The organism is Streptomyces sp. NBC_01255, from assembly GCF_036226445.1.
Taxonomy (GTDB): domain Bacteria; phylum Actinomycetota; class Actinomycetes; order Streptomycetales; family Streptomycetaceae; genus Streptomyces.
In genome coordinates this window covers 2,342,614-2,363,680 of sequence record NZ_CP108474.1, presented here as the reverse complement: position 1 = coordinate 2,363,680, position 21,067 = coordinate 2,342,614, and the positions used below count along the sequence as shown (strand labels likewise).

At 73.7% G+C, this 21,067-nt stretch carries 17 protein-coding genes; 9 read left to right on the top strand and 8 right to left on the bottom strand.

All coding sequences use genetic code 11. The features are described 5' to 3' along the window. Positions 1-17 precede the first annotated feature (17 nt). Positions 18-4,667, bottom strand: coding sequence for an Lhr family ATP-dependent helicase (locus OG357_RS10235; protein ID WP_329620868.1), 4,650 nt, complete (start codon positions 4,665-4,667; stop codon positions 18-20). A gap of 109 nt (positions 4,668-4,776) precedes the next feature. Between OG357_RS10235 and OG357_RS10230 the strand changes: the two genes are divergently transcribed. From OG357_RS10230 to OG357_RS10220, 3 genes are read left to right on the top strand one after another with little or no spacing between them, the layout of a single operon-like run. Next, entirely contained in the window at positions 4,777-5,688 is a 912-nt protein-coding gene (locus tag OG357_RS10230) for an AraC family transcriptional regulator (RefSeq protein ID WP_329620867.1), read from the top strand. Between the two features lie 10 nt (positions 5,689-5,698). Beyond that, positions 5,699-6,442, top strand: coding sequence for an AzlC family ABC transporter permease (locus OG357_RS10225; RefSeq protein WP_329620866.1), 744 nt, complete (start codon positions 5,699-5,701; stop codon positions 6,440-6,442). Beyond that, on the top strand, positions 6,439-6,756 hold the full coding sequence (locus OG357_RS10220) for an AzlD domain-containing protein (RefSeq protein WP_329620865.1): 318 nt from the start codon (positions 6,439-6,441) through the stop codon (positions 6,754-6,756). The genes OG357_RS10225 and OG357_RS10220 overlap by 4 nt, the downstream gene beginning before the upstream one ends. Before the next feature lie 97 nt (positions 6,757-6,853). On the opposite strand, the gene OG357_RS10215 is transcribed toward OG357_RS10220, so the two are convergent. Continuing rightward, positions 6,854-8,194 carry an MFS transporter gene (locus OG357_RS10215; protein ID WP_329620864.1) on the bottom strand — a complete coding sequence of 447 codons (1,341 nt, stop codon included), beginning with the start codon at positions 8,192-8,194 and terminating at the stop codon, positions 6,854-6,856. Further along, on the bottom strand, positions 8,191-9,555 hold the full coding sequence (locus tag OG357_RS10210; RefSeq protein ID WP_329620863.1) for an alkyl sulfatase dimerization domain-containing protein: 1,365 nt from the start codon (positions 9,553-9,555) through the stop codon (positions 8,191-8,193). The genes OG357_RS10215 and OG357_RS10210 overlap by 4 nt, the downstream gene beginning before the upstream one ends. A gap of 137 nt (positions 9,556-9,692) precedes the next feature. Between OG357_RS10210 and OG357_RS10205 the strand changes: the two genes are divergently transcribed. After that, on the top strand, positions 9,693-10,907 hold the full coding sequence (locus tag OG357_RS10205) for a PucR family transcriptional regulator (protein WP_329620862.1): 1,215 nt from the start codon (positions 9,693-9,695) through the stop codon (positions 10,905-10,907). A 12-nt stretch (positions 10,908-10,919) separates the two neighbouring features. Here the strand turns inward: OG357_RS10205 and OG357_RS10200 are convergent, their stop codons facing one another. Next, positions 10,920-11,849 carry a hypothetical protein gene (locus tag OG357_RS10200; protein ID WP_329620861.1) on the bottom strand — a complete coding sequence of 310 codons (930 nt, stop codon included), beginning with the start codon at positions 11,847-11,849 and terminating at the stop codon, positions 10,920-10,922. A 79-nt stretch (positions 11,850-11,928) separates the two neighbouring features. Between OG357_RS10200 and OG357_RS10195 the strand changes: the two genes are divergently transcribed. Beyond that, positions 11,929-12,123, top strand: a complete 195-nt coding sequence (locus tag OG357_RS10195; RefSeq protein ID WP_189511946.1) for a DUF3046 domain-containing protein — start codon at positions 11,929-11,931, stop codon at positions 12,121-12,123. 218 nt (positions 12,124-12,341) lie between these two features. Further along, complete coding sequence (locus OG357_RS10190) at positions 12,342-13,472, top strand: AI-2E family transporter (protein ID WP_329625551.1); 1,131 nt, start codon at positions 12,342-12,344, stop codon at positions 13,470-13,472. Positions 13,473-13,548: 76 nt separating this feature from the next. On the opposite strand, the gene OG357_RS10185 is transcribed toward OG357_RS10190, so the two are convergent. The 4 genes from OG357_RS10185 to OG357_RS10170 all read right to left on the bottom strand — a co-directional run bounded on the left by OG357_RS10185 (position 13,549) and on the right by OG357_RS10170 (position 17,891). Further along, the gene (locus OG357_RS10185; protein ID WP_329620860.1) at positions 13,549-14,328 is read right to left on the bottom strand and encodes a cytochrome d ubiquinol oxidase subunit II; all 780 of its coding nucleotides are present in this window, start codon (positions 14,326-14,328) and stop codon (positions 13,549-13,551) included. Positions 14,329-14,407: 79 nt separating this feature from the next. Next, on the bottom strand, positions 14,408-15,769 hold the full coding sequence (locus OG357_RS10180; protein WP_329620859.1) for a cytochrome ubiquinol oxidase subunit I: 1,362 nt from the start codon (positions 15,767-15,769) through the stop codon (positions 14,408-14,410). Positions 15,770-15,900: 131 nt separating this feature from the next. Beyond that, positions 15,901-16,578 (bottom strand): response regulator transcription factor, encoded by a 678-nt coding sequence (locus tag OG357_RS10175; protein WP_329620858.1) that lies wholly within the window; start codon positions 16,576-16,578, stop codon positions 15,901-15,903. Continuing rightward, a complete protein-coding gene (locus tag OG357_RS10170; protein ID WP_329620857.1) occupies positions 16,575-17,891 on the bottom strand; it encodes a sensor histidine kinase in 1,317 nt (438 codons plus the stop codon). Before OG357_RS10170 ends, OG357_RS10175 begins: the two co-directional genes overlap by 4 nt. Before the next feature lie 127 nt (positions 17,892-18,018). On the opposite strand from OG357_RS10170, the gene OG357_RS10165 reads away from it, so the two are divergent. The 3 genes from OG357_RS10165 to recA all read left to right on the top strand — a co-directional run bounded on the left by OG357_RS10165 (position 18,019) and on the right by recA (position 21,063). Then, positions 18,019-18,840: an SGNH/GDSL hydrolase family protein gene (locus OG357_RS10165; protein ID WP_329620856.1), complete on the top strand. Its 822-nt coding sequence runs from the start codon at positions 18,019-18,021 to the stop codon at positions 18,838-18,840. Between the two features lie 102 nt (positions 18,841-18,942). After that, positions 18,943-19,638 carry a hypothetical protein gene (locus OG357_RS10160; RefSeq protein WP_329620855.1) on the top strand — a complete coding sequence of 232 codons (696 nt, stop codon included), beginning with the start codon at positions 18,943-18,945 and terminating at the stop codon, positions 19,636-19,638. A 288-nt stretch (positions 19,639-19,926) separates the two neighbouring features. Beyond that, complete coding sequence (gene recA, locus OG357_RS10155) at positions 19,927-21,063, top strand: recombinase RecA (RefSeq protein WP_317599766.1); 1,137 nt, start codon at positions 19,927-19,929, stop codon at positions 21,061-21,063. Positions 21,064-21,067: the final 4 nt, after the last annotated feature.

The following is a 21,067-nucleotide window of genomic DNA, read 5'->3' as shown; positions in this document are numbered from 1 at the left end:
TGGGGAGCTGGCGTGGTTCAGGCGCGGAGGCGGAGGCCTCTTGGGGTGGCGAGGAAGCCCGCCGCCTCCAGGGGGCGGGCGAGCGGGGAGGTCAGGGCCGTTGCGCCGTTGATCCGCTCCACCGTGACCGTGCCCAGCGAGCCCGCCCGCGCCGACGCGGCCAGGGCCTCGGCCGCCGCCGTCAGGGCGGGATCGTCCGGTTCGGCCGGCCAGGAGAGAAGCGTCTTGCCGCCCCGCTCCACGTACAGCGTCAACTCGCCGTCGACGAGGACGACCATCGCGCCCGCCTTGCGGCCGGGCTTGTGCCCGGCGCCGGTCGGCGGCTCCGGCCAGGACAGGGCCGCCCCGTACGCGTTCGCCGGGTCGGCCGCGGCCAGGACCAGTGCGCGCGGGCCGGCCGCGGCCTCCGCGCCCCGGTCGCGGGCCGTCGCCGCCGCCCGCAGCCGGTCCACGGCCCCGTCCATCGCGAACTGGGCCGCGCCGAGGCCCTCCACCACATAGCCCCGCCTGGCCTGACCGCTGTCCTCGAACGCGGACAGGATGCGGTACGTGGCCGAGAACCCCCCCTCCACGCCCTCGGCTGCCACCGCGCCCCGGGTCACCACGCCGTGCCGGTCCAGGAGCGTGCGGGCGAGGGCGTGTGCCCTGTGGGTCGGCTCCGGCTCGGCGGGCGGCAGCAGCGCCCAGCGGCCGGAGACCGTCGGCGGGCCCGTGCGCGAGGCCGGGCGGGCGGCGGCGCCCAGCGTGCCGTACCGGCCGCGCGGCACCGTCCGGCGCGCGCGGTGGGCGGTCGACCCGGCCGTCCGGCCCGAACCGAGGAGCGAGCGGAGCGGGGCGAGCGTGTCGTTGGTGAGCCGGCCCGACCAGGCCAGGTCCCAGAGCGCGTCGGCGAGCTGCGGGTCGGTCGCGTCCGGGTGGGTGGTGGCCCGGACCTGGTCGGCGATCTGCCGGAAGAACAGCCCGTACCCGCCGGAGAGGATGGTGAGGACCGACTCGTGCAGCGCGGACAGCTCCAGCGGGTGCGCCGGCGGGAGGAGCAAGGGCGCCGCGTCCGCGAGGTAGAGCGAGATCCAGCCGTCCTTGCCGGGCAGCGATCCGGCTCCGGCCCAGACCACCTCGCCCGTGGTCGTCAGCTCGTCGAGCAGCGTCGGGGAGTAGTCCCGGACGCGGGACGGCAGGATCAGCTTCTCCAGCGCGGAGGCGGGCACGGGCGCGCCCTGGAGCTGCTCGATCGCACGGGCGAGGCCGTCGATACCGCGCAGACCGCCGCCGCCGACGTGCTGCCACTGGGGCAGGAAGGTGGCGAGCGCGGCCGGGGGCACCGGTTCCAGCTCGTGGCGCAGGGCCGCGAGGGAACGGCGGCGCAGGCGGCGCAGCACGGCCGCGTCGCACCACTCCTGTCCGATGCCGGAGGGATGGAACTCGCCCTGGACGACGCGGCCGCCGGCGGCGAGCCGCTGGAGCGCGCCGTCCGTGACGGCGGCGCCGAGCCCGAAGCGGGCGGCGGCCTGCGAGGAGGTGAAGGGGCCGTGCGTGCGCGCGAAGCGGGCGAGGAGGTCGCCCAACGGGTCCTTGACCGGCTCGGTGAAGGCCTCGGGCACACCGACCGGCAGGGCCGTGCCCAGGGCGTCACGGAGCCGTCCCGCGTCCTCGATCGCCGCCCAGTGGTCGGCTCCTCCGATCCTGACCCGGATCGCGCGCCGGGACCGGGCGAGGTCGGGCGCCCAGCCCGCCTCCGCGCCGCGCTCGCCGAGCTCGGCGTCGGTGAGCGGGCCGAGGACCCGCAGCAGGTCGGCGACGCCCTCCACGTCCTTGATCCGCCGGTCCTCCGTGAGCCACTGGAGCTCCCGCTCCAGCTCGGTGAGGACCTCCGGGTCGAGGAGCTCGCGCAGCTCGGCCTGGCCGAGCAGCTCCGCCAGGAGCCGGGAGTCGAGGGAGAGCGCGGCCGCCCGCCGCTCGGCGAGCGGCGAGTCGCCCTCGTACAGGAACTGCGCCACATAGCCGAAGAGGAGCGAGCGGGCGAACGGGGACGGCTCGGGGGTGGTGACCTCGACGAGCCGGACCCGGCGGGCCTCGATGTCGCCCATCAGCTCGGTCAGACCGGGGACGTCGAAGACGTCCTGGAGGCACTCGCGGACGGCCTCCAGGACGATCGGGAAGGAGCCGAACTCGCTTGCCACCTGGAGCAGCTGGGACGCGCGCTGCCGCTGCTGCCAGAGCGGTGTGCGCTTGCCGGGGTTCCGCTTGGGCAGCAGCAGGGCGCGCGCGGCGCACTCGCGGAACCGGGAGGCGAACAGCGCGGAGCCGCCCACCTGGTCGGTGACGATCTGCCCGATCTCGCCCTGGTCGAAGAGGGCGTCGGCCGCGCCGATGGGCGCCTTGTCCGCGTCGTACGTCGTGTCCAGGTGCCGGCCCGGGTCGATCGGTTCGTGGTCGAGGAGGTCCAGGCCCATGTCCAGACCCATCAGGTCCGCGTCCGGGAGCCGCAGCACGATGCCGTCGTCCGCGTGCATCACCTGGGCGTCCATGCCGTACCGCTCGGCGAGCCGGGCACCGAGCGCCAGCGCCCACGGGGCGTGCACCTGCGCGCCGAACGGGGAGTGGATGACGACCCGCCAGTCCCCGAGCTCGTCCCGGAACCGCTCGACCAGGATCGTCCGGTCGTCGGGCACGTGGCCGCAGGCCTCGCGCTGCTCGGACAGGTACGCGAGGACGTTGTCCGCGGCCCAGGCGTCCAGGCCCGCGGCGATCAGCCGCAGCCGCGCGTCCTCCGCCCCGAGGGCGCCGAGCTCCCTCAGGAACGCGCCCACCGCGCGCCCCAGTTCGAGCGGGCGGCCCAGCTGGTCGCCCTTCCAGAACGGCAGCCGGCCCGGCACGCCGGGCGCGGGGGTGACGAGCACGCGGTCCCGGGTGATGTCCACGATCCGCCAGGACGTGGTGCCCAGCGTGAAGACGTCGCCGACCCGCGACTCGTACACCATCTCCTCGTCGAGCTCGCCGACCCGGCCCCCGCCCTTCTTCGGGTCCGCGCCCGCGAGGAACACACCGAACAGGCCCCGGTCGGGGATCGTGCCGCCGGAGGTGACGGCGAGCCGCTGCGCGCCCGGCCGCCCCGTGACCGTCCCGGCGACCCGGTCCCAGACCACACGCGGGCGCAGCTCGGCGAACGCGTCCGACGGGTAGCGCCCGGCGAGCATGTCGAGCACGCCCGTGAACGCCGAATCCGGCAGCGAGGAGAAGGGCGCCGCACGGCGCACCACGGCGAGCAGGTCGTCCACCTGCCAGGTGTCGAGCGCGACCATCGCGACCAGCTGCTGGGCCAGCACGTCCAGCGGATTGGCCGGGATCCGCATCGACTCGATCGAGCCCGACCGCATCCGCTCCGTGACCACGGCCGCCTGCACCAGGTCGCCCCGGTACTTGGGGAAGACCACGCCCGTGGAGACCGCGCCGACCTGGTGCCCGGCGCGCCCCACGCGCTGGAGCCCGGAGGCGACCGAGGGCGGCGACTCGACCTGCACGACGAGGTCGACCGCGCCCATGTCGATGCCCAGCTCCAGGCTGGAGGTGGCCACCACGGCGGGCAGCCGTCCCGCCTTCAGGTCCTCCTCCACCTGGGCGCGCTGCTCCTTCGACACCGAGCCGTGATGGGCCCGGGCGAGCAGTGGCGGAGCGCCCTGCGCCGCCCCGGACTGAGCCATGATCTCCGCCGGGGGAGCACCGTCGGGGAGTGGCTTGCCGGTCGCGCGCTCGTACGCGATCTCGTTGAGCCGGTTGCACAGCCGCTCGGCCAGCCGGCGGGAGTTCGCGAAGACGATCGTGGAGCGGTGGGACTGGACGAGGTCGGCGATCCGCTCCTCGACGTGCGGCCAGATCGACGGCTTGTCGCCGCCGTCCTTGCCCTCGGAGGCCGGGGAGCCTCCGAGCTCGCCCATGTCCTCGACGGGGACGACGACGGAGAGGTCGAACTCCTTCCCCGACGGCGGCTGCACGATCTCCACCGCGCGGCCGGGGGACAGATAGCGGGCCACCTCGTCCACCGGGCGGACCGTGGCCGACAGGCCGATCCGGCGCGCGGGGCGAGGCAGCAGCTCGTCGAGCCGCTCCAGGGAGAGCGCCAGGTGCGCGCCGCGCTTGGTGCCCGCGACCGCGTGGACCTCGTCCAGGATGACCGTCTCCACCCCGGACAGGGCCTCCCGGGCGGCGGAGGTCAGCATCAGGAACAGCGACTCGGGGGTGGTGATCAGGATGTCCGGCGGCCGGGTCACGAGGCTCCGGCGCTCGGCGGGCGGAGTGTCGCCGGAACGGATGCCGACCCGGATGTCCGGCTCGGGCAGCCCGAGCCGGACCGACTCCTGCCGGATGCCGGTCAGCGGGGAGCGCAGATTCCGCTCGACGTCCACGGCGAGCGCCTTCAGCGGCGACACGTAGAGCACGCGGCACCGCTTCTTCGCCTCGGCGGGCGGAGGAGTGGACGCCAGGCGGTCCAGGGAGGCCAGGAAGGAGGCCAGCGTCTTGCCCGAGCCCGTCGGTGCGACGACGAGCACGTCGGAGCCCTCGCCGATGGCCTTCCAGGCGCCTTCCTGTGCCGCCGTGGGCGCGGTGAAGGCCCCGGTGAACCAACCACGGGTCGCGGGGGAGAACGAGTCGAGCGCGGACCTGACCATGTCCCCCATCGTGCACCCGCCCACTGACAACCGCCCGGACCTGGGGAAACCCGCTCGTGGCAGGAGGCGGAGCGGGCGGCACGGCGAGTGCCTGGCGCAGAATGGAGGCATGGCGAGCGGGGAGCGGGCACGGTACTGGCAGTACTCCGAGCTGCCCGGCGTCGACCTGCTGCACGCCCACTACATCCACAAGGCCTTCGCCCGGCACACCCACGAGAGCTTCGTCTTCGCCGCGATCACCGAGGGCGTCGAGGCGTTCCACTACCGCGACGAACTGGTCCACGCCGGGCCCGGGCAGATCGCCCTGGTCAACCCCGACACCCCGCACACCGGGCACGCGGGCGTGCCCGAGGGCTGGACCTACCGCACGATCTACCCGGACGCCGGGCTCGTCCGGTCGATCGCCGCCGACACCCTCGCGCTGCGCGGCTCGGTCGGATTCACCGCGCCCGTCATCGACGACCCGTACGCCGCACAGCTTGTCGTGGGCGTCCACCGGGCGGCGGAGGAGGGCAACGCGCTCGCCGCCGACAGCCTGCTCCGGCTTGTCACGGCACGGATGCTGCGCAGTCACGGCGGGCTGATCACCCCGCTCCCGCCCCGCTCCGCCGGCGCGCGGAACGCGGCACGCGCGCGTGCCGTCCTGGAGGAGCGGATGGCCGATCCGCCGACCCTGGAACGGCTCGCCGCCGACCTCGGCACCAGCCCCTTCGCCCTTCTGCGGGCCTTCAGAGAGGCGTACGGGATGCCGCCGCACACCTGGCTCACCGACGCGCGCGTGCGGCGGGCCAGGCGGCTGCTCGACGCGGGGACGCCCCCGGCGGACGCCGCCGTCGCCGTCGGCTTCACCGACCAGCCACACCTCAACCGGCACTTCACGCGGAGCGTCGGGGTGCCGCCGGGGGCCTACCAGCGCGCGCGGGGCACCGGCGGTTCCGGTGGCGGTGAGGGCGGCGGTTCCGGTGGCGCTGCGGGTGGCGGTGCAAGAACGTACAAGACCGGGCAGCCGCCGCGTACGTAACGTCCCTGACGTGGCAGAACAGACAGCACCTCCCGTCATACGGGACGACGGCGCACGGGCGAAGCCCGACGCGGCCGTCGTCCGCGACGCCCTCGGCGTCGGCGTCGCCGTCGGACTCTCCGGCTTCGCCTTCGGCGTGACCTCGGCCGGCGCCGGCCTCACCCTCCTGCAGACCTGCGTGCTCAGCCTGCTCGTCTTCACGGGCGCCTCGCAGTTCGCCCTCGTCGGCGCGCTGGCCGCGGGCGGCAACCCCTTCACGGCCGCCGCCGGGGCCTTCTTCCTGGGCACGCGCAACGCCTTCTACGGGCTGCGGCTCTCCCAGCTCCTCGCCCTGCCGAAGGCCGTCAGGCCGTTCGCCGCGCACTGGGTGATCGACGAGACCACGGCGGTCGCGCTCGCCCAGCCGTCCCGGCGGGCCGCGCGCCTCGGCTTCACCCTCACCGGTCTCACGCTGTACGCCCTGTGGAACCTCACCACGTTCCTCGGGGCGCTCGGCGCCGAGGCGATCGGCGACACCGCCGCCTGGGGCCTGGACGCCGCCGGACCCGCCGTCTTCCTGGCCCTGCTCGCCCCCATGCTGAAGTCGGCGACCGAGCGTGCCACCGCCGGCATCGCCGTCCTGCTCGGCCTCGGACTGCTCCCCGTCCTGCCCGCCGGCGTCCCGGTCCTCGCGGCGGCGCTCGCCGCGCCCCTGGTGCTGTGGTTCCAGGGCCGTCGTATGTCCCCGACCGGACGAGAGGAAGCCCCCCGATGAACACGACGCACGTGTGGATCGCGATCGGCCTGACCGCCGTCGGGTGCTACCTGGTCAAGCTCCTCGGCCTGCTCGTCCCCGCGGGCGCACTGGAACGACCGCTCGTCCAACGGCTGGCGGCGCTGCTCCCCGTCGCCCTCCTGGCCGCGCTCACCGCGCAGCAGACGTTCGCCACGGGCGCCTCCCTCGTCCTGGATGCCCGGGCCGCCGGACTCGCGGCCGCCGCCCTCGCGCTCGTCCTGCGCGCCCCGTTCCTGGTCGTCGTGGGTGTGGCCGTCGCCGTCACAGCGGGGGTACGGGCCCTGGGCTGGTGAGCCCCGGGCCCGTACGGAGCCCTCGTCCCTGGGCCATCGGGGTCCCTCGTCCCCGGGCCACCAGGGCCACTCATCAGTGGGCCACCGGGACCCCCTGTCAGTGCGCCACCGGGACCCCCAACGACGGAGTCTCCGGGACCCCCAGCCGGTCCGCGTCCCGCTCCGGGCGGAGGAACAGGGCCGTCAGGGCGCCCGCCACCGCGAGCAGACCGGCCGTGAACAGCCAGCCGTTCTCGTACCCCTGGGCCGTCGTCGCGCCCGCGTCGACGATCCCGCCGAGGACCAGCGGCGCCAGGACCCCGCCCAGTGCGAAGACGCACACCACGGCGCCGAGCACCACCCCGCGCTGCGCGGGCGGGGTGATCCGGGCGACCGCCGTCTGGCTCACGGTCATCATCGGCAGCGCGAGGGCCATCGGGCCGAACATCATCGGCACCCGCAGCCAGTCCGCTCCCGCCGTCGCGAAGACCGTCACCGCCGCGGCCGAGAGCAGGAGCAGCACCCCGGCGCCCGCCCCCGCGGGGAGGCGCCCGGGGCGTCCGCGCCGGGCCGACCGCTGCGCGACCACGCCGTGCACCAGCAGGACGACGCCGTTGGCGACGGCTCCCGCGCCCACCATCAGACCGGCACGGTGCGCGTCCCAGCCGAGGACCGTCTCCAGGTAGTCCGGCAGCCAGGTCAGCTTCGAGCTCATCAGCCAGTACGCGGCGAACGACCCCACGCTCGCGGTCAGGAACGTGCCGCTCAGCAGGATCCTGCGCAGCGGCACCTCCCGCGTCGCGGCCTCCTCCCCGTCGGTGCGCAGCGCGGCCGGACCGACCGGCGGCGCGAGCGGCCCCTCGGAGCCGTACCGGCGCCACAACACCGCCCAGACCAGGCCGATGACGCCGACCGTGCCGAAGGCCCAGCGCCAGCCCCACCCCGAGATCACCGCGGACAGGACGGGCGCGGCGACCGCGACCCCGGCGGCCGCGCCCACCATCAGGACGGCCGTCGGGAGGTTCCGGTCCCGCTGCCCGAACCAGCCGTGCAGATGGTGGACCGCGACCGGGGCCGCCGGACCCTCCGCCGCGCCGAGCAGCACGCGCGTGAGGACCAGCGTCCCGAACCCGGCGGCGGCCCACACCATCGGCAGTTGGGCCGCCGACCACAGCAGGGCCATCCCGAGCAGCAGGACCGAGGTCCGCACCTTCTTCGTCAGGGCCGACACGGCGAGCGCCGAGACCGAGAAGAGCGCGAAGAACGCCGCCTGTGCCGCCCCGAACTCCTGCCGGGTGATGCCGAACTCGCGCATGATGTCCGGCCCGGCGAGCCCGAGGACGGCCTTGTCCGCGAAATTGACCAGCATGAACCCGAGCAGCAGCCAGGTGGTCCCCCAGGGGCTGACCTGCGCCGTCACGCGCTTCGCGGCTCCGGCGCCTCGCAGAGGCCCGCTCATCCGCAGCACAGGTCCTCGTCCGCGACCACACCCACGCTGATCGCGCCGGCGGCCCGCTCGCGCCCGGCCGCCGACCGGGTCAGCTCCGTCGTCACGTCCGTGCCCTCGGCCACCGCCGCGGACTCCGCCGCCGCCCAGTGGAAGACCCCGCGCGCCATCGTCGATGTCTCGTGGCCGGCCCGCGCCTCGTACACCCGGGCCCGGATCCGGGCCACCTCGACGTCCTCGGGGGCCGCGAGCGCGGCCGTCTCCGCCAGGTGCGAGGCCAGCCGCGGATCGCCCTCGTCCAGGAGCCGGGCCGCCCGCTCGGCGAGGGCGCGCGCCCCGCCCGCCGCGTCGGCCAGCTCGGCGGCGACCGCGGCCTCCGGCGCCGGCTTCAGGTTCGCCGGGTTCTGGTCGTACCAGCCGCCCCACAGCCGCCACAGGTTCCGGACGACGAACTCCGGCTCGTCGTAGGCGGGGTGGAGGTACGGCTTCGCGAGCAGCTCGGCGGGGACCTTCACGCCGTGGATGACCGCGTCGAGCCGCAGCCCCGCGTTCATCAGGTCACGGGTCTGCGAGCAGAGCGATTCGAGCAGGGTCGCCGTATCGTCGAGGGCCGTCGCCACACGGTCCGCGCCGACGATCGGGATGCCGTGGCCTGGCAGCAGGACCTCGGCGCCCAGCTCGCCCATGGCGCGCAGCGCCCGCGCCCACTCCTCCGGGTAGCGCTGCACCTTCTGCGGGTTGCCGGCGTTGGGGGAGTTCCAGATGAAGAGATCACCCGTGCAGAGGGTTTTGAGCTCCGGCACCCACACATAGGTGTGGTCGTCCGTCTCCCCGCGCGCGTGGAACAGCTCGAACGTCAACTCGCCGTGACGGACGGTCAGCCGGTCCCGGTACGTCGTGTCCGGGTAGCGGTACTCCGTCGGCCATTCGAGGCCCGGCACGCCGAACTGGCGCCGGTTGATCCAGGAGTTGTAGCCCGAGGTCTCCACGTACCGGTCGAAGCGGGCGGCCACCGCCTCGTGGGCGATCACCTCCGGCCGTACGGGCTCGGCGTCGAAGGGAGCGACCCCGAAGACGTGGTCGACGTGGCCGTGCGTGTAGACGACGGCACGGACCGGGTCCGGACTGAAGGCGCGGACCGCCGTGTGCAGCAACCCGGCGGTGCGGAGGTCGCCGGAGTCGACCAGGACGAGGCCCGCGCCCGTGTCGAACGCGGCCACGTTGGCGAAGGCCGGGAAGAAGCCGATCCGGTCACGGACCGGGATCAGCTCTCCGGACGTGAACGCGCCCGTGAGGTGCGGAAGCAGGCTCTCCTCGCCCCGCCAGACGCGGTCGGCGTAGTCGATGTACGTATGCGGGTTGTGCTCGGTCATACCAGCGGCTCCTTCGGTGCGGTGCGGCGGAACGCCTGGGCACCGAGTTTCGGCCTGTCACGTGCGCCGCGACATCCTGCGGTGTCACAGCTTTCGTGCGTGTGTACTGTGACCGATCACAGTCGAGGAGGACCGTCGTGCCGGAGATCTCCGAAGGCGCCCGCGCGCTCGCCCTGCGCTGCGAAGCCCGGGTCAACGAACTGGCCCGCCGAATGACCAGGGACTCCTTCGCACGGCTGCCCGGCTACGACCGCCTCCCCGACGAGATGAAGGACGTCGAGATCGCGGCGACCGTCCGCCACGGCGTACGGCTCTTCCTCCGCCGCGCCCTCGCTCCGGAGCCCGGGGAGCGCGGCGCCATGCGGCTGTTCCGCGAGCGGGCCGCGCAGCGCGCCGAGGAGGGCATGCCGCTCCACCTCCTGCTACGCAGTCACGCCCTCGGCATGTACGTGTTGTGGCAGGCGCTGCGCGAGGTCGCGCGGCCCGGTGACGAGGCCGCCCTCGTCGAGCTCGCCGACCTGCTCCTGGAGGCCCAGCAGGGCATCGTCGGCGCCGTCGCCGAGACCTACCTCGACGAACGCTCCGCCCTGGAGACCGAGCGGCGGGCCCAGCGCCGCTCCCTGCTTCGCGGGCTCCTCGACGGGACGCTGCCCCCGGACCGGCTCGCGGCGGCGCCCTTCGGGATCGACGGGCCCTGCCTCGTGCTCGCCGTCGGCGTCGACGGAGCGGGCGCCCCTGCTCCCGTGGCCGATCCCGGCGAGGGGGACGTGGCGGCCCGCAGACGGCTGCGCCGCGTCCAGACGGCCTTGGACCACTGCTTCGGCGTGGAGGTGCCCGCCCTCCTCGACGTCGGTACGGAGCCGGGGCGGGCGATCGTCCCCGGCGCACCCGAACCACCGGAGGATCTGGCGCGGCGGCTCTCCCGGGCCGCGGGCGCCACGCTGCGGGTCGCCGTCGTGCCCGCCGAGGGCCCGGGGGAGGTGCCGGAGGCGTCCCGTACGGCGGGGGAGGTCCTTCGGGTCGCCGCCGGATGCGGACTGCCGCCCGGGCTGCACCGGCTCGACGACGTACTCCTGGAGTACCACCTGTCACGGCCCGGGGAGAGCGGCCGGCGGATCGCGGCCCTCCTCGACCCCGTCGCCGACCGGCCGGAGCTTCTCGACACCCTCCGCGCCCACCTCGCCCACGGGCAGGACCGGCGCGCCACGGCCACCGCGCTCGGGCTGCACCCCAACACCGTCGACAACCGGCTCGCCCGGATCGCCGAGCGCACCGGCATCGACCTGGCGACGCCGAGGGGCACGGCGACGGCCCTCGCGGCTCTGCTGCTGCGCGAGGCGCCGGAGGGGTAGCAGAGGGCACGGTCAGTCGACCGGGCGGCCGTGCGCGCGGAGGGTGCGCAGTGCCTCGACGGTGACGATCGGCCGCCATTCCAGGGCCGACCCCGGGGCCCAGGCCCGCCAGCGGATCGGCCAGCCGCCGTCCTCCTCCTGGTCGGCCGCGAGCCGGTCCAGCGAACGGGCCATCTCCTCGTCCGTGAACCAGCCGGCCGCCAGCGAATGCGGCACGCGCGCGTAGTCGTGCGGGAAGTGGTGCTCGCCGGGCGCGTACCCGTCCGGGACCGGGTAGTCGTCCGGCCGGTCCGGATCCAGGACGGCGAGCCCCTGCTCGCGCACCAGCCTCCCCAGCCGGTCGGCGGCCGCCTCCGCGCGCGGGCGGTCCGGGGCCCCGTCCAGGAAGGCGACAGCGGCCTGGACCTCGTACGGATGGGACTTCTCCAGCGCCTCCACGGCGGCCCAGCAGTACTCGGTGGCCCGGAACAGCCACGCGTGCCACACCTGGTTGCGGTGGAGCAGCCCGACGATCGGGCCGGTCGTGAGCAGCGCGCTCGGCGGGGAGTCGACGACCGGGACGAACGGCGCCGAGGGGTAGCCCCGCTGGGACGGGTGGATCGCCGGGAGGGCGCCCTCGTGCGTCGAGATGTCGGTGAGGTAGCGGCAGATCCGTTCCACGCGCATGCCGCCGCAGCGGCCGATCGACTCCAGGACCCGGAGGGCGTGCGCGGTGTGGAGGGGCTGGCTGACCGGTCCGCGCAGATCGGGTTCGAGGGCGTGCCCGTAGCCGCCGTCCGCGTTCAGGTACGCCGTGAGAGCCGTTTCCACCTGGTCCGCGCCACCGCGCAGGAAGTGGTAGGCGAACCGGCGCTGTTCGAGGACACGGGCCGTCAGCCAGACGAAGCGCTCGGCACGGGCCAGCGGAGTCGGGGGCGGCGAGGAGAGGGGTTTTTCGGCCATGCTCCGACCGTAGGGCGGAAAGTCGCGGTGACAAGGCCTGCGGAGCGGGCTGCACTCTTGGGAGCGGGATACTGGCGTCATGCGGTTGACGATTTTCTGGGAGCGGATGGCGGACCACTTCGGTGCGTCCTACGCGGATTCCTTCGCGCGTGACCATGTGATGGCGGAGCTCGGCGGGCGGACGGTGCAGGACGCCCTGGACGCCGGCTGGGAGGCCAAGGACGTGTGGCGGGCCGTCTGCGCCGCCGTCGACGTACCGGCCGACAAGCGGTGAGCGGCCGGTAACCGACGGGGCCGGCGGAGGATGTACGGGGTCCCGGGTGGAATGTCCGTGCGGTGCGCGAGACTGGCGGGGTGGCCCCGACTGACGACACCGAAAAGACAGACCTGACCCAGCCGACCGCGCCGACCCAGCCGACCGACCGCACCGCGGCGTCCGGGTCCGGGGACTCGACCGTCCCCCCGGCGGCTCTATGGCAGGCCGCCGCGCGGATGCCCCGCTGGCTGCCCCGTGCGATCGTCCTGGCCCTCGCGCTCTACGCCTGTTTCCTGCTGGGCAGCTGGGCCTTCCACCAGCTCGTCGGCCTGCTCGTCAACATCCTGCTCGCGTTCTTCCTCGCCCTCGCCATCGAACCGGCGGTCGGGCGCATGGCGGCGCGCGGGATGCGCCGAGGTCTCGCGACCTTCCTCGTCTTCTTCGGCGTCCTGGTCTTCAGCGTCGGCTTCGTCGTCCTCCTCGGCTCGATGCTCGCCGGGCAGATCGTGGACATGGTCGAGAACTTCCCCAAGTACCTCGACTCGGTGATCAACTGGATCAACCAGACCTTCCACACGGAGCTGTCGCGGGTCGAGGTCCAGGACAACATCCTGAGCTCCGACTGGCTGCAGAAGTACGTACAGAACAGCGCGTCCGGCGTGCTCGACGTCTCGGCCACCGTCCTCGGCGGTCTGTTCCGACTCCTGATGATCTTCCTCTTCGCGTTCTACTTCGCGGCCGACGGGCCCCGGCTGCGGCGCGCGCTCTGCTCCGTCCTGCCGCCCGCCCGGCAGACCGAGGTACTGCGTGCCTGGGAGATCGCGGTCGACAAGACCGGCGGCTACCTCTACTCGCGCGGCCTGATGGCCCTCATCTCCGGCGTCGCCCACTTCGTCCTCTTCGAGATCCTGGACGTGCCGTACGCGCCGGCGCTCGCGGTCTGGGTCGGGCTTGTGTCGCAGTTCATCCCGACCATCGGCACCTACCTGGCCGGCGCCCTGCCGATGCTCATCGCCTTCACCGTCAACCCCTGGTACGCGCTGTGGGTGCTCGGCTTCGTCGTGATCTACCAGCAGTTCGAGAACTACGTACTCCAGCCGAAGCTCACCTCGAAGACGGTGGACATCCACCCGGCGGTGGCCTTCGGTTCGGTGATCGCGGGGACTGCGCTGCTCGGCGCCGTCGGCGCGCTGATCGCGATTCCGGCCGTGGCCACCTTGCAGGCCTTCCTCGGTGCCTATGTGAAGCGGTACGACGTGACGGACGACCCGCGCGTCCACGGCCACCGGAGGTACGGCGAGGCGGTGGTGGCCCGGCTGCAGAAGGCCCTGCACCACAAGAAGGAGGCCTCGCCGGAGGACTCCTGACCCAGGGGAGCGTCGCCCTGGCTCAGAGGGTCGCCCTGGCTCAGAGCGTCGCCCTGGCTCAGTGAGTCGCCCTGGCTCAGAGGTACGACGGGCGGGTGACCCGGTGCCGGAAGGCATGCCACGTCCAGGCCTGGACCGCCACGAGGAGCGGGGTGACGACGAGGAGGGCGGGGACGAGCAGGGTCAGCGTGGCGGGGGAGGCGGCCTTGTCGGCCAGCGGGAGGGCCGTGCCCGCCCAGAGCGGCAGCCCGCCGAGGAGGACGCCGGTGAGGGCGAAGGACTGCCACGGGCGTCCGGCGCGTCCGACGAGCCTGCGGGCCCGCTCGTACGGGAGTCCCGTGAGCCGGAGCGTGGCGAACCCCAGCCCGTGCGCGGCGAACAGGGCGGCCACGGCCAGGGCGGTGAGTACGGCCGTCGCGCCGGTCGCCGGTGCGTAAGGCCGCCCGGTGAGCAGGGCCGCGAGCAGCCAGCCCCAGGAGAGGGCGACTGCCCAGCTCCCGCACGTCACGGCGGTGTCGCAGCCGGCCCGCCAGCGCGGCCCCGGGCCCCGGCCGCGCGACCAGAGCCCGGTGTCCCGGACGATCCAGCTGGTCAGCAGGGCGACGAGCACCGGGGCCTGGCCGCTCAGAAGCTCCCCTTCGAGGGCGGGGAAACAGCCGACGAGCACGCCCGCGGTGGCGACGAGCCAGACCTCGTTGCCGAGGAAGAAGGGCGCGAAGGAGGTGAGGACGAGGCGCCGCTCACGGTCCCCGCGGCCGAGCCAGGGGGTGAGCATGCCGGTGCCGATGTCCGCCCCGGCGAGCACGAACCAGCCCGCGGCGAAGAAGGCGAGCAGGACGATGGCCAGGGTCTCCACGGGGGCTCCTCGGGTCGGCGGCGGCGGCGGTGGTCGGTCTGGCGGTGATCGGTCTGTAGCGCGGGGCTGCGGCGGGGGCTCAGTAGCGGGGGGCCGGCAGGGCGTCCGCGGGGTCGGACGGCGGGTCGGCCGACGGGTCCGACGATGACGGCGGCGGCCCCTTCCCCTCGTCGGCGCCGTCCGGTTCCGGGCCGTCGCGTTCCGGCCGTTCGTCGTGGCCGAGCCCGGATTCCACGGGACCGCGGCGGGCGTGCCGGGCGAGGAGCCAGGCGTTGAGGAGGGCGAGCAGGACGAAGACCGTGGTGAAGACGGTGAGGGAGAGCCGCATGGTGCCGGGGGAGAGGTCCGAGACGGCGTCCTCCGTCTTCAGCAGCCCGTAGACGACCCAGGGCTGCCGGCCGGACTCCCGGAAGACCCAGCCACTGATCATCGCGAGGTACGGCAGCGGTACGGCGGCCATCAGGACGAGATGCCACAACCTGAACCGGAAGACGACCTTCTTGAAGCAGGCCAGGATCGCGCCGGCGAAGCACAGGTACATCATCAGGGCGAAGCTGATCAGCATCACCAGACCGCCGCCCCGGGTCCAGGCCTCCGACGGCACGTAGTCACCAGGCCCGAACCGGGCCGACAGCTCCGCCTGGAGCCGTGCGATCTCGGCCGCCTTTCCGCTGAAGACGGCCGACTTCATCGGCTGGAAGGTGGTGAGGGTGGCGAACTGGATCCCGCCGAAGACCGCGGCGGCCATCAGCGCGGGCACGGAGACGAACACCCCGATCCGCAGACTGCGCCCGAAGAACTCCCACTCGGGGCTGCGGCGGAAGAGGTGGTACGCGCTCACCCCGGCCATGAAGAACCCTGCGGTGAGCAGCGCCCCCGCGAGGACGTGCCCGAAGGCGAGGAGCGCCGAGGGGTTCGTGAGGACCGCGACCGGGTCGTCCAGGACGAGCTCGCCGTTCTCGGAGGAGTACCCCACGGGATGGTTCAGGAAGCCGTTGGAGACGAGGATCCAGTACGCCGAGAGGTAGGCGGTGAGGGCGACGATCCAGATGGCCGCCAGATGGGCCCAGCGGTTGAGCCGGTGCCAGCCGAAGATCCACAGGCCGAGGAAGGTCGACTCGACGAAGAAGGCCACGATGGTCTCCACCGCGAGCGAGGCGCCGAGGATGTTGCCCGCCTCGTGGGTGAGCCCGCTCCAGGCCATGCCGAACTGGAACTCCATCACCAGACCGGTGACGATCCCCACCGCGTAATTGATCACGTACAGCTGGCCCCAGAAGCGCACCATCCGGGCGTCCTGCGGCTTGCCGCTGATCGTGGCCCGGGTCTGGAGCGCGGCCACCACGGTGACGAGGCCCAGGGTGAGGGCGACGAAGAGGAAGTGGCCGCCGGCGGTGAGCGCGAACTGCAGCCGTGCGAGATCGAGTACGTCCTGATTCACCCCGCCAGTGTCCGTGTACGGTCACGAGCTTGGCGTCGGCCCGGGGAGGACACCTGGCGTACCCCACGGGTTGTGCCGGCCCACGCGCGCGTACCCCGGGAGTTGTGGCTCCGGCCCCTGACCCCTAAGGGTCAGGCCAGCCAGCCCGGGGTGATCATCCCCGACTCGTACGCCAGGACGACCAGCTGCGCGCGGTCGCGTACGGCCAGCTTGGTCATGATCCGGCTGACGTGGGTCTTGGCGGTGGCGGGAGAGAGGACGAGGCGGCCGGCGATCTCGTCGTTGGAGAGCCCCGCGCCCACGAGGCCGAGCACCTCGCGCTCCCGCTCGGTGAGGGCGGTCAGGCGGGGGCTCGGGTCCGGCTGCCGCCCGGCGCCACCGGCGCGTTCGGCGAACTCGGCGATGAGCCGGCGGGTCACGGCGGGGGCGATCAGGGCGTCACCGCGCGCCACCACCCGTACGGCGTGCAGGAGTTCCATCGGCTCGGTGTCCTTGACCAGGAAACCCGACGCGCCCGCGCGCAGCGCCCCGTACACGTGGTCGTCGGCGTCGAACGTGGTCAGGACGACCACCCGGACGCCTTCGAGTCGCTCGTCGGAAGAGATCCGCCGCGTGGCCTCAAGACCGTCGAGCACCGGCATGCGGATGTCCATCAGGACCACGTCCGGGAGGAGTTCGCGGGCGAGGGCGATGGCCTGCTCGCCGTCCCCGGCCTCGCCGACGACCTCGATGTCGTCCTCGTCGGACAGGATCGACCGGAAGCCGGCCCGGACCAGGGTCTGGTCGTCGGCGAGCACGACACGGATCATCGGGGGTCCCCTTCGGGAGCGGGTGTTGTGGGTGCGGTGGGGGCGGTGAGCGGGAGTCGGGCGTCCACGAGGAAGCCGTCGTCCGTGTTCCGGGCGGTGAGCTCGCCGCCGAGCGCGCGGGCCCGTTCCGCCATGCCCTGGATGCCGCTGCCCGCGGGTCCGCCCTCGGGCGCGCCCCCGCCGTCGTCGGCGATGCGCAACCGCAGCACGCGCGTGCCCGCGCGCGTACGCGTGGCCGTGTCGAGGGCGGCGGAGTCGTCGAGGTCGTCGGAGTCGTCCGAGGCCACGTCCGGTTCCGCGTCCCAGACGAGGGTGATCCGTACCGTACGGGCCCCGGCGTGCCGGGTCACGTTCGTCAGCGACTCCTGCACGATCCGGTACGCGGCGAGGTCGACCGGCGGCGGGAGCGGTACGGGCGTGCCCGTGATGCTCGTACGGACGTCGAGTCCCGCGCTCCGGGCCCGCTCCGTGAGATCGCCCAGGAGAGCGAGGCCGGAGGCGGGGGAGGTGGGCGTGGCCTCGTCGGCCCGGCGCAGCACGCCGAGCGTGGCCCGGAGCTCGCGCAGCGCGTCCTTGCTCGTGGACTTCACCGCCTCCAGCGCCTCGGCGGCGGTGGCGAGCCCGGCCTCGGGGGCCGGATTCTTGCTCAGCCGGTGCAGCGCGGCGCCGGACTGGACGTTGATGAGCGAGACGCTGTGGCCGAGGATGTCGTGCAGCTCCCGGGCGATCCGCAGCCGCTCCTCGGTGGCGCTCTGCCGGGCCCGGGCCTCCTGCTCCCGCTCCGCGGCGAGCGCGCGCTGCTCGACCTCGTGCAGATACGCGAGCCGGGTGCGCTGGGCGCGGCCCACGGCGACGAGGCTGATCAGCCAGCCGGCCAGCATGGCGAGCGAGGTGTCGTCGATCTGCCGGTGCCCCGGCTGCTGCCGGATCTCGCCGAGGCCGACCGCGAGGAGGGTGACGGCGGCGAGCGCGACGGCGGCGGCGAACCGGCCCTCGGCGGCGGTCGTGTAGAGCGCGAGCGCGAAGGCGATCATGAGGGGGCCGTCCTGGGCGGACAGCGGGTAGTAGACGACGCAGGCGAGCAGCGTGACGACGGCGACGGCGACCGGCTGCCGTCGCCGGAAGTAGAGGGACCCGCAGCCGATCAGGACGAGCGCCCAGCCGAGCACCGTGCGGAGCGCCGGTTCACTCGCGTACCGCCCGGAGACGAGCGTCCAGATCGCCACGACGACCAGGACGACGCATGCCACGAGCGCGTCGGCGGTCCGCGGCGGCAGGCGGCCGCCGGGGCGGGCGCGGAGGGGGACGGGCATGCGTCGAAGGATAGGCGGCGGGCGGTCGCGGGGCCCGTGCTCGCCGTCCCGGCGCCCTTCAGCCGCGCGATGGGGGTTGAGTTGTATAGTCAAAAAAGTGAGTAAGTGGGGGGAAGGTGGAGGCCACATGTCGGACGGCACGTTTCTGCGGTACGTCGCCCTGGGCGACAGTCAGACCGAAGGGGTCGGCGACGGCGACGACACCGTCGGCCTGCGCGGCTGGGCGGACCGGCTCGCCGAGCTGCTCGCCCGCGACGCCCCGGACGCGCGGTACGCCAACCTGGCCGTGCGCGGACGCCTCGCGGGCCAGGTGCGCGCCGAGCAGCTGGCCCCGGCGCTCGCGCTGCGGCCCGACCTGGCCACGGTCGTCGCGGGGGTCAACGACCTGCTGCGTCCCGGCTTCGACGCGGACGAGACGGCCGGGCACCTGGAGGCGATGTTCGCCGCCCTGGCCGGCCAGGGGGCCCGGGTCGCGACCCTCACGTTCCCCGACATCGGTCGGCTGATCCCGGCGGCCCGCCCGGTCGCGTCCCGGGTGCGGGACCTCAACGAGCGCATCCGGGAGGCCGGAGGCCGGCATGGCGTCACGGTCGTCGAGACCTCGCACCACCCGGTCGTCACCGACCCCCGGCTGTGGAGTGCGGACCGGCTGCACGCCGGCCCGCTCGGCCACGCGCGGATCGCCGCCGCGGTCGCCCAGGCGCTCGACCTGCCCGGCAGCGACGACTCCTGGACCCGGCCGCTGTCCGGACCCCCGCTCCCCGCGCGCACGGGTGTGCGTGCGGCGGGCGCCGAACTGCGCTGGGCCGGGGCCTTCCTCGGTCCCTGGCTGGGCCGGCGCCTCCGTGGCCGCTCGTCCGGCGACGGCCGCCGGGCCAAGCGCCCGGAGCTGTCGCCGGTGACGGCGGCCGGAGGCCGGTCGTTGCCGGTGGAGGGCGGTCGTCAGTAGGTTCGGGCGTCGTCGGTGAGTTCCGGCCGGTGAGGCGTGAGTGACCGGGGGTGGCGGGTGAGCGGGACGAACCGGGAACCGGGTGACGGCCGAGAGGCTCGTGTGGGCGCGCTCGCCCGGGTGGTCACCGAGCGGTTCGGACTCGACGTCGACGGGCACGGGCCGTGCCGGGCCGAGCGCGGCGCGGACGACCACGCGTGGACGCTGGTGTGGACCGACGGACCGACGGTCGAGCAGGTGCTGAGAGAGCTCGGACCGGAGGGGGAGGGGGCGCGCTGCCGGCGTCTGCTCTCGGAAGAGACCGTCGCCCTCGGCGCCGTACGGCTGGCGACGGAGGGCGCGCCGGGCGTCCGGCCGCGGATCACCCCCGAGGCAGTGGAACGGCTCTGGTACGACGTGCCGTCCCCGCGGCCCTCCACCGAGCGGGAGCGCGCGCTGGTCTACGCGGTGGTCTACGAGGCCCACGACAACGCGCGCGCCAACCGGGTCGCGGACGCCCGGATCTGTGACCTGGTGGCCACGCCGGGCCTCGCGTGGTTCCTGAAGCGCATGCGGGTCCCGCTCGCCCCCGCGGAGCTCCTGACGGCCCGGTACGCGGCGGCCCACGGCCACCTGGCCTGGAAGTACCGGCTGACGCCGATGCCCGTGCCGGCACTCCTCCGGGCGGTCCTCGCGGACCGCCGCGCCACGCCCGAGCTGCTCACCGCGGCTCTCGCCCTCGCGTCCGAGCGGGACGACGGCACGTACGAGTCCGAGGCGGCCGAACTGGGAGAGCGCCTCCGCCGCCCGTGGCCGTGATCCCCGGTGTCGGCCCGCCGCTCGGCGGGGCAGGGTCCGGGTGACGCGCCACAGGCGGCGGGGGAGGTCACCCTCCTCGAAGGCGTGGACGGGGAGGGGTGTGTCGGCTCGCGTGGCACGCTTGACATTGAAATCGAACATCCATTCTGATGGAGGTCCGGCCCCAGGAATCGCGGGCTTGTCGGCGAGTTGTCCACAGGTCGGAGGGGACGCCGGGGCCCATTGTCAGTGGCAGGGGTTAGCGTCTTTCACATGAAGCGATCGACTCAAGCAAACCGGGTGGAACCCATGGCAGGAACCGACCGCGAGAAGGCGCTCGACGCCGCGCTCGCACAGATTGAACGCCAATTCGGCAAGGGCGCCGTGATGCGCATGGGTGACCGCGTCCAGGAGCCGATCGAGGTGATCTCCACCGGATCGACCGCGCTCGACATCGCGCTCGGTGTCGGCGGCCTGCCTCGCGGCCGTGTCGTGGAGGTCTACGGACCGGAGTCCTCCGGTAAGACGACCCTGACGCTGCACGCCGTGGCCAACGCGCAGAAGGCCGGCGGCCAGGTCGCCTTCGTGGACGCCGAACACGCCCTCGACCCCGAGTACGCCAAGAAGCTCGGCGTCGACATCGACAACCTCATCCTGTCCCAGCCGGACAGCGGCGAGCAGGCCCTCGAGATCGTCGACATGCTGGTCCGCTCCGGCGCCCTCGACCTGATCGTCATCGACTCCGTCGCCGCGCTCGTCCCGCGTGCGGAGATCGAGGGCGAGATGGGCGACTCGCACGTCGGTCTGCAGGCCCGTCTGATGAGCCAGGCGCTCCGGAAGATCACCGGTGCGCTCAACCAGTCCAAGACCACCGCGATCTTCATCAACCAGCTCCGCGAGAAGATCGGCGTGATGTTCGGCTCGCCGGAGACCACGACCGGTGGCCGCGCCCTGAAGTTCTACGCCTCGGTGCGCCTCGACATCCGTCGCATCGAGACCCTCAAGGACGGCACGGACGCGGTCGGCAACCGCACCCGCGTCAAGGTCGTCAAGAACAAGGTCGCGCCGCCGTTCAAGCAGGCCGAGTTCGACATCCTCTACGGCCAGGGCATCAGCCGTGAGGGCGGCCTGATCGACATGGGCGTGGAGCACGGCTTCGTGCGCAAGGCGGGTGCCTGGTACACGTACGAGGGCGACCAGCTCGGCCAGGGCAAGGAGAACGCCCGTAACTTCCTGAAGGACAACCCCGACCTCGCCGACGAGATCGAGAAGAAGATCAAGGAGAAGCTGGGCGTCGGCGTCAAGCCCCAGGCTCCGACGGCCGAGCCCGGTGCGGACGCGGCGACCAGTGCCGACGCGGCCGGCGCGGACGACGCCGCCAAGACCGTCCCGGCGCCCGCGACCAAGACCGCGAAGGCGACCAAGGCCACCGCGGCCAAGAGCTGAACCG